Source organism: Lactobacillus gigeriorum DSM 23908 = CRBIP 24.85, from assembly GCF_000296855.1.
Lineage (GTDB): Bacteria > Bacillota > Bacilli > Lactobacillales > Lactobacillaceae > Lactobacillus > Lactobacillus gigeriorum.
Window position 1 is genome coordinate 1 of record NZ_CAKC01000048.1, and the last position, 13,067, is coordinate 13,067.

Below are 13,067 nucleotides of genomic sequence, written 5' to 3' on the forward strand. Positions count from 1 at the left end.
AATATACATAAAAAAATAGCGGAGAAAAATCTCCGCTAATAATTAACAAATTTTAGGACATTATCCTAAGTTATTGACAGGCTAATTAGCAAAATTTCTTTTATTTGGTCCACCAACAACGATTTCCTTAGCCAAAAACCTTACTCTCTGCATAATTCTTGCAGCTTTAACTGGATCGCTAGCATTTTTAGTTTCAGCAAAATGTTGCTCTAATTGATCCATTGCAAAATTTGAAGAAAAGAACGTAGTTAAGTTGTTATCCATTCTACCTTGTAGAACTACTCCTAAAACATCATCCCTAGACCATTGACTCAATGTTTCAGCACCAATATCGTCTAAAATCAAGATATCACATTTAGCCAAACGATCAAGTTCTGCACCTAATGTATTGTCATTGATATGTTGACCTAAACTAGCAACAAAAGTAGGTACATGCAAAAAAATGACCTTGGCACCGTGATTAGCTAAATAATTTGCTACTGCTGCTAGCATAAAAGTCTTGCCTACACCAAAATCACCCGATAGATATAAACCTTTTTGATGATTCTGTGTATAATTTTTCAGAAAATTTCCAATCTCAAGTAAAGCTTGTTGTCGATCCTGACTTTTTTCAAGATCTGCTAACTTGACTTGGCGCAAGCGCTCAGGTAAATCAAGCAACCGTAAATTTCGTCTACTTGCTAGTTGCTGATCAGAAAGTATTTTTTCTTCAGTTGGACGATAGCGGACATCAATAACCTTACCATTAATAAATAATTCAGGACGATAACCAACCATCACCTTATCCGGTTCTGTCAATTGGACATAATATTCATACAAATTAGACAGACTATTATCAATCATCGCTTGCGACAGTTCGGTTTTATGCGTATCAATAAAAGCGTGAATTTGTGGATTTTTTAGCATTGTTGTTTTGAGCTGTTCAAAATCTCCTAATTTCCGTTTCTTCACGATTTTATTAATCACTTCACCAATTGATTGCATCCCCATTCACCTACTTTCCTTGAGAATTATTTTGATCATCCAAATCATTGAACAATGCATTTAAGCTATTAAGATCAACATTGGGATCAACCCTTGGCTGATTTTTAGACCAATCAGTTGCATTTTCTTTTCTTCGCCCATGCGAACGAGTGTAATTTGGCCGACTTGGACGCTTGGAACGACTTTCTACATATGCCAAAGCTTGTTCAGGTGTGGCAATATTATTCTGTAACCAATCGTTTGCGATCTTTTCAGCTAAGCTGGCAGTTAACACCGTATCATATTCTAAACATACATAAGCTAACACATTGATTAGATCTACTGGCAACCCCCGATTTACTAAATTATTTAGAACTCGATTTTCACTTGCCGTAGTAAACCCACCTTTACGCGTTTTTAAATAATAGAGGAATTCAGCTGGCGTTTTTCTTTTGGCTTCAAGTAAAATTGCTTGGTGCTGATCTGATAACTTCACTGTTACTGGTTGCTTACGATTTTGAGCCAGTTTTTGTTTAACTTCTTTGCGCTTTTGTACACTCCGATAATTTTCCGCAATTACACGACTTATTTCCCGCAAATTAAGTTCGCTCGAACCATGGAAGGTTGGCAGTGCCTCATCGATAAATTCTTGTTCATTTAAGCCATAAATTTGCATCAAACTAATAATTTCAGCTTTTTTATGATCAACTTCAGAAGGAGAAATTTGATATGCACGCAAACGATCACGCATAAAATCCCAATCGATATTAGTCTTTTCATTTATTTGAGCAGGGCCAACATCAGCAACTTGATTAGCAGCAGCTGCTGCTTGAACTTCAGCAGACGGAGTAATTGCTTCTGCATCCGGCAATCGAAAGACATCGAAAAAGGAAGCCGAAATATCTTGCCCTGTTTGAATCATTTTCTTATGCATTTTAGCCTTTGAAGCAAAAAAATTGCTCAATTCTGCAAAAGCGCTCTGTCCCACTTTTTCACGTAATAAACTGGTTAACAATGACGTAGCAAAGAACTCTTTCGCCGTTGGAACTTTTAGTAGCTCAAAAACAATGATTTTACTTACTTCATTTTCAATCAAGCTAGTCTTTACCAATCCCACAGCCTCTAATTTATGCAATGAATTAAAAATTGCTTTCAAGCTACAATCCATTTGTTCTTGCAAGAAATAAAGGCCTCGACTGTCAGATAGGATCATTTGGGGATTGTAATTGTAAATCAAAGTCTGATACAAACTAACACCAACGGCACCAATTAATGGCTGATATAGTCGTGTTAAAATTTGAAGACTATCTGGATAGATCTTTATGCCATTAGCTACGAAAAATTTCTGCTTGGGATCAGCTGTCTCAAACATTAATTATTGCCCTTCTCTCGTTTTGCCATCATATCTTCCATAGTCTTCATAAAGCTAGACATATCTTTAAACTCACGATAAATTGAGGCAAATCTAATGTAGGCCACATCATCAACATCGGCTAAATGATGCATAACAAATTCACCAATCTTCTTTGATGAAATTTCACTAACGCCCTGCTTTCTGACATCATTTTCGACCTGATCGACTAACTGTTCAAACTGAGCACTTGAAATTGGACGCTTTTGGCCAGCTGCCATTACCCCATGAAGAATCTTTTCACGACTAAATGGCTCTCTCGTACCATCATTTTTAATTACCAACAATGGTGCTTTCTCTACTCTTTCAAATGTTGTAAAACGATAGCCACAATTTTCACATTCTCTTCTACGTCTAATTGCACGGTTTTCATCGCTAGGACGCGAGTCAATAACCCTAGACGAATTTTCATGACAGTTAGGACATTCCATAATTTAACCCTCTACTTTTATCTTATTTAAAACTTTAGTTAGTTTTTCCTCTAGTTCTTTTATTGTACCAGTATTTTCTATAACATAGGTAGCCCTTGCCTCTTTATCTCTTAATGGCATTTGGCTTGCTATTCTTGCTTTTGCCTCTTCTATTGAATAATGGTTTCGTTCAATCAGACGTTCCAATTGTAATTGTGGGGGTAAAGAAATCACCAAAGTTTGATCACAATCTAGATCACCGTTGGTTTCAAATAAAACTGGTACATCTAGAACAATCAAATCGACACCTTTTCGCTTAGCTACTGCAATCTGCTGAATTATTTCTTCATGAATCAACGGATGTGTAATATTGTTTAATACTTTTAATTCATTAGCATTTTGAAAAACAAATTGACCTAGTTTGCGTCGATTAATTGATTGATCCTCATTTAAAAATTTCGGTCCAAAATGAGCACGAATTTTTTCCCACGCTGGTTTACCAATATCAATGATATCATGCGAAATTTGATCGGCATCAATAACAGGAATTCCTTTTCTTCTAAAATACTGATCAGCCGTACTTTTACCGGTAGCAATTCCGCCTGTTAATCCCAAAACTATTGTCATTGCTATAACCTCTGACATCTAGGACAAAATGTTGTCCCTCTTCCATTGACTTTAATTTTTTCCAATGTCGTTCCACAGCGTTGACATGGCTCCCCAGCATGCCCATATACCTGAAGCAATTCTTGGTAATGACCAGAATCACCGTTAGCATCAAGGTAGGTATGAACCGTAGTCCCTTTTTTAGCAATTGCAAGAGTAATAGTTTGATTGATATTATCATGCAACATTTTAACTCTGGCCTTACTTAGCTTATTAGCTGGCGTTAAAGGATGAATTTTGCTTTGCCATAACGTTTCATCAACATAAATATTACCTAAGCCAGCAACAACTGTCTGATCAAGTAAAGTGCTCTTAATATTTTTATGTTTACGCTGCAGTGCTTGATAAAACTTAGCTACACTGAAATCAACGGAATTAGGCTCAGATCCCAATTTTGCAATTCCTGTCGTCGTTTTTTCTGTGCCCGTCTCAACTAATTCCATTCGTCCGAACTTTCGCACATCGTTATAGCGCAAAGCTGTTCCATCAGTAAAAGTAAACTGGACATGATCATGCTTGTCTTTGGGCATTTCTGGAGTTGTTAAACGATATTTTCCTTCCATTCTCAGATGTGAAACGATTGTTTGCTCTTTACTCAATCTTATTAGCAAAAATTTTGCATAACGATCAACTGCAACAATCTTTTGTCCGATTAAGTTAGTTTGAAAAGCTTTAGGATCAGAAGCAATTATCTTAGGGTACCACAGCTTCACTTTTTCAATTGTCTTACCAACAATCAACGGAGTTAACGTTCTTCTAACCGTTTCAACTTCTGGCATTTCTGGCATTCAATCACCTACTTTGCATCATACCAATTATGTCCCCAACCAGAATCAGCAATTAACGGAACATCTAACGTAATAGCATCTTGCATTACTTCGGGCACGATTCTCTTCATAATTTCTAATTCATCCTTAGGAACATCAAAAATCAGTTCGTCATGAACTTGAAGGATCATTTTTGATTTTAATTTTAGTTCAACTAATTTCTTTTGCATATTAATCATTGCAACCTTGATAATATCAGCTGCTGATCCTTGAATTGGTGAATTAATAGCAGTTCTTTCTGCAAAAGAACGTACCGTGAAGTTTTTGGCATGAATATCTGGCAAGTAGCGACGGCGATGCATCAAAGTTTCTGCATATCCATTCTCACGAGCCATTTTAATTGCATCATCCATATATTGCTTAATCTGTGGATACTGCTCAAAATAATTTTCAATAAACTCCTTGGCTTGTTTACGAGTAATTCCTAAATTCTTCGATAACCCATAGTCAGAAATACCATATACAATTCCAAAGTTAACTGCTTTAGCATGTCGACGCATTAACGGCGTTACCTGATCAGGTGAATCCAGATGAAAAATTTTCATAGCTGTATGCGAGTGAATATCGTAACCAGTCTTGAAAGCTTCCTGCATATTTTCATCGCCAGACACGTGCGCTAATACTCTAAGTTCAACCTGCGAATAATCGCAGGAAAAGATATAACCCTCTGGATCAGTTGGTACAAAAGCTTTACGAATTTGTTTTCCTTCTTCAGTTCGAGTTGGAATATTTTGTAAGTTAGGATCAACGGATGACAATCTACCAGTTGCAGTTAACGTTTGTAAATATCTAGTATGAATTCGCCCATCCGGTTGAATTACATCAAGTAATCCTTTTACATAAGTTGATTGAATCTTAGAAATTTGTCGATAATTTAGTACCTGGTCGACAATCGGACTTTGGGATCTTAACTGTTCAAGGACTTCAACTGAAGTTGAATATCCGGTTTTAGTCTTTTTCAATGGTGGCAAGCCTAGTTTTTCAAATAAAATATGGCCAAGTTGCTTAGGTGAATTAAGATTGAAACGTTCTCCAGCCTCACGATAAATATCGGCTTCCATTTCAACCAAACGAGTTGCAAATTCGTTTTCCAATTCCAATAAGGTACTTGGCAATACCTTAACCCCAGTAATTTCCATCTGTGCTAAGACCTTTGCCGTTGGGATTTCGACTTCGTCATATAGGCCATCTTGTTCATGGTCTTTTAACAATTCAAGCAGATGGCCCTTCAGTTTTTCAATCACAGAAACTTTGGCTGCTAAATGTTGAAACAACAACGGTGTTGCTGGAACTGCTTGTTTTTTTCCTTTTCCATAAACGTCAAGATCAGTATCAACTGAATAATCTTGATAAAGATGAGCAATTTCACCTAAGTCATTAGAATTATTTTCGTTATTTACAAGATATGATGCTAAAAGCATATCATACGATAATCCTGTGGCTTCAATACCTAATCGATGCAATCCTACAAAAGTTCTTTTAAGATCAAATACCGATTTTTCGATCGCTGCATCTTCAAGCCAAGCTTTAAGTGGGGCTTGTTGTAACAGGGTAACATCATCACTTACATACAGTTCATCCGCAAATTTGAGGGCAAAACCAACAAATTGAGCTAAGTGATAATTATCACCTAACATTTCAAGATGGAAGGAAAGAGTTTCGGACTTTTGGCTTGTAAGTTCCGATAAATTTGCTTGCGTAAGTTCAGAATACTCATAATTCTTGTCTTCTACTTTCTCACCAATATTGTCTGCACCCAACTCTTTCAAAAAGCTCTTAAAACCAAGCCGTTCGTAAAAAGTGCGCAATTTTTCATTATCAACTGCTTGAATTTCAGTATCCGCAAGCGACACTTCAACAGGAGATTCACGATTGATTGTAGCTAATTTTTTAGCTAAAAAAGCCTGATCACGATCATTGATTAAATTCTGTTTCAATTTTTTAGCAGTAATATCATCAAGATGGTCATAGATTCCCTCAACAGAGCCATATTCCTGGATTAACTTCGAAGCAGTCTTAGGTCCAACACCAGTTACTCCAGGATAGTTATCGGAGTTATCACCCATTAAAGCCTTCATATCAATAAATTCTGTTGGAGTAACACCATTGACTTCTTCCATGTGCTCAGGAGTATAAGCTTCTAGTTCTCCTACACCTACTTTAGTGATGTATACTGTCGTTTTTGCTGATGCTAATTGGGTTAAGTCCTTATCTCCAGTTACAATTGCTACCTCATAACCAGCTTCTTCACCCTTTTTAGCCATGGTTCCAATAATGTCATCAGCCTCATATTGATCCAATTCATAACTAGTAATTCCCAGATCTGTCAACATTTCCCGTACAAAAGGCAATTGTTCAATCAACTCATTAGGGGTTTTTTGCCGACCACCCTTGTACTCTTTATACATTTTAGTTCTAAAAGTAACCTTGCCAGCATCAAACGCAACTAATATGTTGGTAGGTTCTAACTGCTTAAGAATCGAATCCAGCATATTTTTAAAAGTATAGATGGCGTTAGTATGTAATCCTTCAGGACTTACAAAATTATCAAGTTGTCGATACAAGGCATAAAAAGCTCTAAAAGTTATAGAGTTCCCATCAATTAAAAGTAATTTTTTATCAGCCACTGGATAATTTTCCTTTCTAACATAAAAAACTGTCAAAATAGTCTATTCATACTTAACTATTTTAACAGTTTTAACGACTAGGACTAGGCAATTAGCCTATAATTTTTTCTTACAATAGTTTTTCAAAAGCATCTTCATATTTAGGAATATCACCAGCACCCATAAATACGATTACACTATCACGATTTTGGGTTAAATCGGCAATATTATCAAGATCAATGACTTCTGCACCAGGAATATGAGCAATTAGATCTTCACTGGAGATATCACCATTTGACTCTCTAGCAGATGCGTATATTGGAGTTACATAAGCTTTATCAACGCCACTTAAAATTTCTTCAAAATCAGCTTGATACTTTTTAGTTCTTGAGTAAGTATGAGGTTGGAAAACCACTACCAATTTCTTATCCGGGAACTTTTGTCTTGCAGCTTGAATCGTTGCTCGCATTTCAGTTGGATGGTGAGCATAGTCGTCAATTACTGCAATATCACCAAAATCTTTTTCGCTAAACCGACGCTTAGCTCCGCGATATGCTAATAAACCTTTTCTAATATCATCGAGAGCAACATTTTCGGTAGTTGCCACCCCAATGACAGCCAGCGAATTCAAAATATTGTGATCACCAAATAAGTGGATCTCAAAACGACCAAGGTCTTGACCATGGGCAACTACATTGAAGCTAGCACCGTTAACCGTTTTTTCAACTTCAACTGCTTGGAAATCATCAGTATCATTAAAGCCGTATGTATACTTAGGAATAGTCACCCTTAATGATGCTAGTCGAGGATCGTCTCCCCATACAAAAAGCGCCTTCTTAGTCTGTTCAGCAGCCGTTTGAAAAGCTAAGGTGTAATCTGCCTGATCTTTAAAATAATCAGGGTGATCAAAGTCAATATTGGTCATAATTTGGTAATCTGGGTGATATGCCAAAAAGTGACGACGATATTCATCAGCTTCATAGACGAAGAAACGTGAATCAGCGATTCCTTTGCCTTCACCATCTCCAATTAAATAAGACGTAGGAGCAGCTTCAGTCATAACTTTAGCAAGAAGTCCAGTAGTAGAGGTCTTACCATGAGTACCGGAAACACCAATCGAAGTATGCATCGCAATTACTTCTTGAACTGTATCAGGGTATGATTGCCAAGAAATTCCCTTTTCTTCACAAGCCTTTACTTCAACATTATCTGATTTAAACGCATTTCCCTTAACAACGATTTGATCAGCCTTAATATTTTCTGCTGCGAAAGGCTTTACGCTAATACCATTTTTTTCAAGCGGAACTTGGGTAAAAGTAAACTTTTCAATATCGCTTCCTGCAACACGATAGCCCAAATCATGCAAAATTAAAGCTAAAGAAGCCATACCTGTTCCTTTAATACCAATGAACCAAATTTCTTTTGTTTTATCTAACATAACTTTTCTCCAAAACTTGTCAAAATACTCGACTATCATTTTAACATTTTTAGACGAAAAAAAAGCCCCGAATTGGGACTTTTCAAAAAACTAGAGTGAAATTACACCACTAGCCAATAATTCATCGCACTTGGTTGGTTCAAATTCAGCACCAACTTCAAAATCATCAGGTACCACCATGATACCACGCTTTTGTGGTGCATGAGGTAAGCCTAATTCACGAGCAGAACAGATCATGCCATATGAATCTACGCCTCTTAATTCACCAGGCCAAATTTGAGCACCATTTGGCATCAATGTACCTGGCAAAGCAACTACAACTTTTTGACCTTGAGCAATGTTAGGTGCACCGCAAACAATTTGATGAGTTTCACCTTCACCTACTTCAACAGTAGTCACATGTAAATGGTCTGAATCTGGATGAGCTTCACAAGTCTTTACATAGCCGTAAACCAAAGTAGGCTTGCCGTATGCTAAAACATCAGAGAAACCTTCATCAGCCAATTTCTTATTCAAGCTTGCCAATTCAGCTTCAGAAAGCTTGACTTGACCATTAGGCAACTTGTCATAATCAAGTAATTGGTCAACGTCGAAAAAATTGAAGCCAATCAATTTACCACTTTCATCAGTTACTCTTGTAACTCCATCTTTTTCTTCAAATGAACTACGACCTTCGCCTTGATCAAGAATTACAATCAAAGTGTTTGGGTAAGCTTCTTTATTAATACTTGTGATCATCAATAAAATCCCTTCTTAACTAGTCAAGTGACCGTAAAAAGTCTTCAACTTCCTTTTTAGTTTTACGATCCTTATTTACTAGTCTACCAATTTCTTGGCCATCTTGGTAGACAACAAATGAAGGAATTCCCATAATATTTAATTTCTTGGCAATATCAATTGATTCATCGCGATCTACATTGTAGAACTTAGCATCAGCAAAATCTTGTTCAATTGCTGGCATGAATGGTTCTAAGAAACGGCAATCTGGGCACCAATCTGCTGAGAATTCTACAACTACACGACCATTTTGGGTAATGTTAGCCAATTTTTCATCGGTTAATTCTTTAATTTGTTCCATTGTCATACCTCTCGATTTTCACTTACTTTTTATAAGTATTGTAATCAGTTTATTCCAAAATTACAAGTCTTTTGTTTGAAACTTTGCATGCAATGCATAAATGGGATTACCCTTTGATGCAAACTTATGTTCATATTCAGTTTCAATATTTTGCTCCACAATCTCATCAGCCTCATGATGTAAGTCAACACTGACGAAATCAAACTGCATCCCAAAATTGTTTAAGCTCTTTAAAGAATATGCAAACAAGCCAGAATTGTCAGTCTTAAACTCTAGCAAGCCATTATCTTTCAACACTGTCTGATACTTCTGCAAAAAACTCTTATATGTTAGACGGCGCTTTTCATGACGTGATTTTGGCCATGGATCAGAAAAGTTTAAATAAATCTTATCAGCACTATTAACTGCAAAGAAGGCATCAATATCCGCAGCATCTGCACGCATAATCTGCAAGTTATCCAACTTCTTTTCTAATTTTGTCCGTAGAATAATTCCAGCAGCCGTAGTTTGCAATTCAAGCGCAACAAAATTCTTTTCCGGATAACGTTCAGCTAATGTAGTGATAAAGCGTCCTTTCCCTGATCCAACTTCGATTTCTAACGGTCTTGAAATATCCGCAAAGCGTTCTGACCAATCGATTACTTTACTTGGATCAGGATCTTGAATCACACTCTCCGGATGTTCATTTACTAATTTTACCGCCCAGGGTTTATTTCTAAGTCTCATAATTTTTCCTCCATCTTACTGCTTCACTTTTATTGGTAAATAGACTCTGGCTAACAATTGACTGATTGTTAATAGGCCCACTATGGCAATGAATAACTCAGTGTTTAACGGTAAAACTAGCAACCACGTTAGACTAATAACCAACCACTGTATTTCCAATACCAATGCTAAAACTTGGACTAATTCTCCTGCTCTCTTTGTCTGATCGATTGGCATAATCCGATACATGATATTTTGATCAAATTCCTTGGCAAGCGGTAATAGTTGATATACTGTCAAAAAACTGACCAGTGCAGACAGACCCAAAGCCCATTTCCATTCTGCTACTAACCAGGAAATTAGTATACCAAAAGCTGTCATTCTTACTACTAAATTCAAATATTCTGGATTTCTTAACAACGATCTTCTGTACAAATAAAGATTAGGCGTCTCTTTGGTTAATTGTTTTGGCAATAAAAAGTCAAAATAGCCACGACGTTTGATTACAATTTGTTTTTCTGCCACATCGGTAAACATACTAAAAAGACCGTACACTCGATCCTTACGAGCCTCTTCTTTTTCAACGTCATGATACCAATCAAATGCTGTAATCTTGCTTGGAGTAGCGATTGCTATCGCCAAGCAAATAATTCCTAACCATGGGAAATAAGTAGAAGCTAGTAGCAAAAGTAAAGCTCCTCCCCACATAACTTCTCTAGAGAAATAAGCTTTAAAATTCAGACTATATTTTTCCCACTTCAATTCAATCAACTTTAACGCCCAGGCTGCTAGCAAAAGCAAAAGATATTGATAAGGCAAAAGCCCAATTTTTACGTTGGCAAATGGATACAATATTCCTGCCATTAACCCTAGTAAGATCGTTGGTAGCAATAAACTATAGTGAAACATTGGCTTTAGATAGTCATCAATTTTTTCTCCATCCTGTGGATATAAGAATTGAATGTCAGCTTTTTTAAACAACGTCACTAATCTTCCCGCTAATAAAGGTAGCCACAAAGCAACTGCTAAAACAGGACGATAAAACCAAGCTTTAGCTGGAATTTGCTTTAATGCTTGTGCATACCAAAACATCAAGGCACCAAACAAGAAAATCAAAGCTAGCACAAAGAAATCATTAAAAACTAAAGTCAAGTACTTGATGCTTTGACGGGTATTTTTTACTAAACGTTTCTTTGCTAACTCACTCATGAAGCGTCACCTGATTTAAAATTTGGTATAACTTATCGAACGAATCATCAGGCTGCAAGCCATAATGTTGTCTAATATCAGCCAAACTCCCAATAGTCTCAATCGTGCCATTATTCAAAACAGCATAATTAGAAATTGCTTGTTGTGCATCAGCCAAGACGTGAGTTGTCATCAATACCATCTTACCTGCTTTAGTAGCATCCCTAATCAATTGAATTAAATTAGCCACTGCTAACGGATCTAAACCAGTAAATGGTTCATCAATAATCAATAGACTGCTGTCAGCTAAAAATGCTGATACGATCATTACTTTTTGTTTCATACCTTTAGAAAAGTGAATTGGCAACCAATCAAGCTTATTATCCAAGCGAAACATTTTAAGCAACTCATGGGCTCTTTTCCATGCACTATCTGCTTCTAGACCATAGCTAAGGATTGTAAGTTCAATATGCTCTTTTAAAGTTAACTCTGGATATAAAACCGGCGTCTCAGGAATATATGAAACTTGACGCTTAAATTTTAAAGGTTGTTGTCTCAAATCAATATCATTAATCTTAACGGTTCCCTTTTGTGGGCGAAGCAATCCTAAAATGTGCTTAATTGTAGTTGACTTACCTGCCCCATTCAAACCGATCAATCCCAGTGCTTCTCCGGGTTTAATTTCTAAATTGATATTCTTTATCACGGGAACACCAGTGTATCCCCCTGTTAAGTTTTCGATTTTTAAAGTCATCTGCGTCATCTTTCTGTTAAAAAGTTATACATCTTTATAATATCATGTTTCAAAGCAATAATTGAACTATGGATTTTTTTGAAAAAATAATCGTAATATTACTGCAAAAAAGCCGTTTCATGGTAGCATTAGAATGAAGGCATTATACAAGAAATGAGGTATTTTTATATGGAAAATTTAATCGATGACTGTCTTTTCTGCAAGATCATTCGAAAGGAAGTACCAAGTTACACTGTTTTTGAAAACGACGACGTCGTAGCTTTTCTTGATATTTCTCAAGCAAATCCAGGTCACACTTTACTAGTACCGAAGAAACACTTAGAAAACTTATTTGACTATAGCAACGAGGACGCTAAACGGTATTTGCAATATATTCCTCAGGTGGCTAAGGCTATTCGGGTTGCTTTTCCAGAAGACACAGCAATGAATATTTTGGTTAACAATGGAAAAGCCGCTAGCCAAATGGTAATGCACTCACACATTCACTTCGTTCCTCGTTTTGAAGGCGATGGCTTACAAATTATTGCACGCAATAATGCCGCTGAATATGATGAAGCCAAATACCAAGCAGTTGCTGATAAGATCAAAGCGCAATTTTAGGTGATCGTTATGAAAAATTTTGGATTAGGACTTTTACTTGGTGGAATCGCTGGACTAGGATTATCATTTATAAAAGATGAACAAGGTAAGCGAATCGGGGCTCCATTAAAAAAAGAAATAGCTAGTTTTAAAGCTGATGCAAAAGAATTCTCAACTAGTTTGCACAAGTTGCAAAATGCTCGTACGGAATTCGAGAAACATTTACCAACTGCAGCAAGAGCATTAGATGATATTTCAACTGAACTTGAGCAATATCAAGATCATACTAGCAGAACGTTAGATCAAATTGAAAATCAAGCAAAAAAGCTCGAAGAACATTCACAGCTTGAAAATAGCTAAGAAAGTTTGAAATTTTTGTGAATAATTGGATTTTTGCGTATTTAAACGTGATTTTATGTTATATTAGTTGACAGTTACTTAT

General features: G+C 36.4%; 14 protein-coding genes. 2 read left to right on the forward strand and 12 right to left on the reverse strand.

Annotation, left to right across the window (positions count from 1 at the left end; all coding sequences use genetic code 11):
• Positions 1–81: 81 nt before the first annotated feature.
• The 12 genes from dnaI to BN52_RS04970 all read right to left on the reverse strand — a co-directional run bounded on the left by dnaI (position 82) and on the right by BN52_RS04970 (position 12,046).
• Positions 82–984 carry a primosomal protein DnaI gene (dnaI, locus tag BN52_RS04915; RefSeq protein ID WP_040473408.1) on the reverse strand — a complete coding sequence of 301 codons (903 nt, stop codon included), beginning with the start codon at positions 982–984 and terminating at the stop codon, positions 82–84.
• A gap of 10 nt (positions 985–994) precedes the next feature.
• A complete protein-coding gene (locus tag BN52_RS04920) occupies positions 995–2,335 on the reverse strand; it encodes a DnaD domain protein (RefSeq protein WP_008473200.1) in 1,341 nt (446 codons plus the stop codon).
• Positions 2,335–2,805, reverse strand: a complete 471-nt coding sequence (gene nrdR / locus BN52_RS04925) for a transcriptional regulator NrdR (RefSeq protein WP_008473201.1) — start codon at positions 2,803–2,805, stop codon at positions 2,335–2,337. Before nrdR ends, BN52_RS04920 begins: the two co-directional genes overlap by 1 nt.
• A gap of 3 nt (positions 2,806–2,808) precedes the next feature.
• Positions 2,809–3,411: a dephospho-CoA kinase gene (gene coaE, locus BN52_RS04930; protein WP_040473409.1), complete on the reverse strand. Its 603-nt coding sequence runs from the start codon at positions 3,409–3,411 to the stop codon at positions 2,809–2,811.
• A gap of 2 nt (positions 3,412–3,413) precedes the next feature.
• Positions 3,414–4,238: a DNA-formamidopyrimidine glycosylase gene (mutM, locus tag BN52_RS04935; protein WP_008473203.1), complete on the reverse strand. Its 825-nt coding sequence runs from the start codon at positions 4,236–4,238 to the stop codon at positions 3,414–3,416.
• Positions 4,239–4,246: 8 nt separating this feature from the next.
• The gene (polA, locus tag BN52_RS04940; RefSeq protein ID WP_008473204.1) at positions 4,247–6,904 is read right to left on the reverse strand and encodes a DNA polymerase I; all 2,658 of its coding nucleotides are present in this window, start codon (positions 6,902–6,904) and stop codon (positions 4,247–4,249) included.
• Between the two features lie 109 nt (positions 6,905–7,013).
• Positions 7,014–8,321: a UDP-N-acetylmuramate--L-alanine ligase gene (gene murC / locus BN52_RS04945; RefSeq protein ID WP_008473206.1), complete on the reverse strand. Its 1,308-nt coding sequence runs from the start codon at positions 8,319–8,321 to the stop codon at positions 7,014–7,016.
• Between the two features lie 90 nt (positions 8,322–8,411).
• Positions 8,412–9,059, reverse strand: a complete 648-nt coding sequence (gene ytpR, locus BN52_RS04950) for a YtpR family tRNA-binding protein (protein ID WP_008473207.1) — start codon at positions 9,057–9,059, stop codon at positions 8,412–8,414.
• A 19-nt stretch (positions 9,060–9,078) separates the two neighbouring features.
• A complete protein-coding gene (locus BN52_RS04955) occupies positions 9,079–9,399 on the reverse strand; it encodes a thioredoxin family protein (RefSeq protein ID WP_008473208.1) in 321 nt (106 codons plus the stop codon).
• A gap of 60 nt (positions 9,400–9,459) precedes the next feature.
• On the reverse strand, positions 9,460–10,125 hold the full coding sequence (gene trmB / locus BN52_RS04960) for a tRNA (guanosine(46)-N7)-methyltransferase TrmB (protein WP_008473209.1): 666 nt from the start codon (positions 10,123–10,125) through the stop codon (positions 9,460–9,462).
• A gap of 15 nt (positions 10,126–10,140) precedes the next feature.
• Entirely contained in the window at positions 10,141–11,313 is a 1,173-nt protein-coding gene (locus BN52_RS04965) for an ABC transporter permease (RefSeq protein ID WP_008473210.1), read from the reverse strand.
• Entirely contained in the window at positions 11,306–12,046 is a 741-nt protein-coding gene (locus BN52_RS04970) for an ABC transporter ATP-binding protein (protein ID WP_008473211.1), read from the reverse strand. The genes BN52_RS04965 and BN52_RS04970 overlap by 8 nt, the downstream gene beginning before the upstream one ends.
• Positions 12,047–12,214: 168 nt before the next feature.
• Between BN52_RS04970 and BN52_RS04975 the strand changes: the two genes are divergently transcribed.
• Positions 12,215–12,646, forward strand: a complete 432-nt coding sequence (locus tag BN52_RS04975) for an HIT family protein (protein WP_008473212.1) — start codon at positions 12,215–12,217, stop codon at positions 12,644–12,646.
• 9 nt (positions 12,647–12,655) lie between these two features.
• A complete protein-coding gene (locus tag BN52_RS04980) occupies positions 12,656–12,985 on the forward strand; it encodes a hypothetical protein (RefSeq protein WP_008473214.1) in 330 nt (109 codons plus the stop codon).
• Positions 12,986–13,067 lie beyond the last annotated feature (82 nt).

What these genes read in the sequence shown, in the direction of transcription:
- BN52_RS04980 (WP_008473214.1), top strand. Translation starts at nt 12,656, where the DNA reads ATGAAAAATTTTGGATTAGGACTTTTACTTGGTGGAATCGCTGGACTA.
- BN52_RS04970 (WP_008473211.1), bottom strand. Translation starts at nt 12,046, where the DNA reads ATGACTTTAAAAATCGAAAACTTAACAGGGGGATACACTGGTGTTCCC.
- ytpR (WP_008473207.1), bottom strand. Translation starts at nt 9,059, where the DNA reads ATGATCACAAGTATTAATAAAGAAGCTTACCCAAACACTTTGATTGTA.
- BN52_RS04955 (WP_008473208.1), bottom strand. Translation starts at nt 9,399, where the DNA reads ATGGAACAAATTAAAGAATTAACCGATGAAAAATTGGCTAACATTACC.
- coaE (WP_040473409.1), bottom strand. Translation starts at nt 3,411, where the DNA reads ATGACAATAGTTTTGGGATTAACAGGCGGAATTGCTACCGGTAAAAGT.
- BN52_RS04965 (WP_008473210.1), bottom strand. Translation starts at nt 11,313, where the DNA reads ATGAGTGAGTTAGCAAAGAAACGTTTAGTAAAAAATACCCGTCAAAGC.
- dnaI (WP_040473408.1), bottom strand. Translation starts at nt 984, where the DNA reads ATGCAATCAATTGGTGAAGTGATTAATAAAATCGTGAAGAAACGGAAA.
- murC (WP_008473206.1), bottom strand. Translation starts at nt 8,321, where the DNA reads ATGTTAGATAAAACAAAAGAAATTTGGTTCATTGGTATTAAAGGAACA.
- mutM (WP_008473203.1), bottom strand. Translation starts at nt 4,238, where the DNA reads ATGCCAGAAATGCCAGAAGTTGAAACGGTTAGAAGAACGTTAACTCCG.
- nrdR (WP_008473201.1), bottom strand. Translation starts at nt 2,805, where the DNA reads ATGGAATGTCCTAACTGTCATGAAAATTCGTCTAGGGTTATTGACTCG.
- BN52_RS04975 (WP_008473212.1), top strand. Translation starts at nt 12,215, where the DNA reads ATGGAAAATTTAATCGATGACTGTCTTTTCTGCAAGATCATTCGAAAG.
- trmB (WP_008473209.1), bottom strand. Translation starts at nt 10,125, where the DNA reads ATGAGACTTAGAAATAAACCCTGGGCGGTAAAATTAGTAAATGAACAT.
- BN52_RS04920 (WP_008473200.1), bottom strand. Translation starts at nt 2,335, where the DNA reads ATGTTTGAGACAGCTGATCCCAAGCAGAAATTTTTCGTAGCTAATGGC.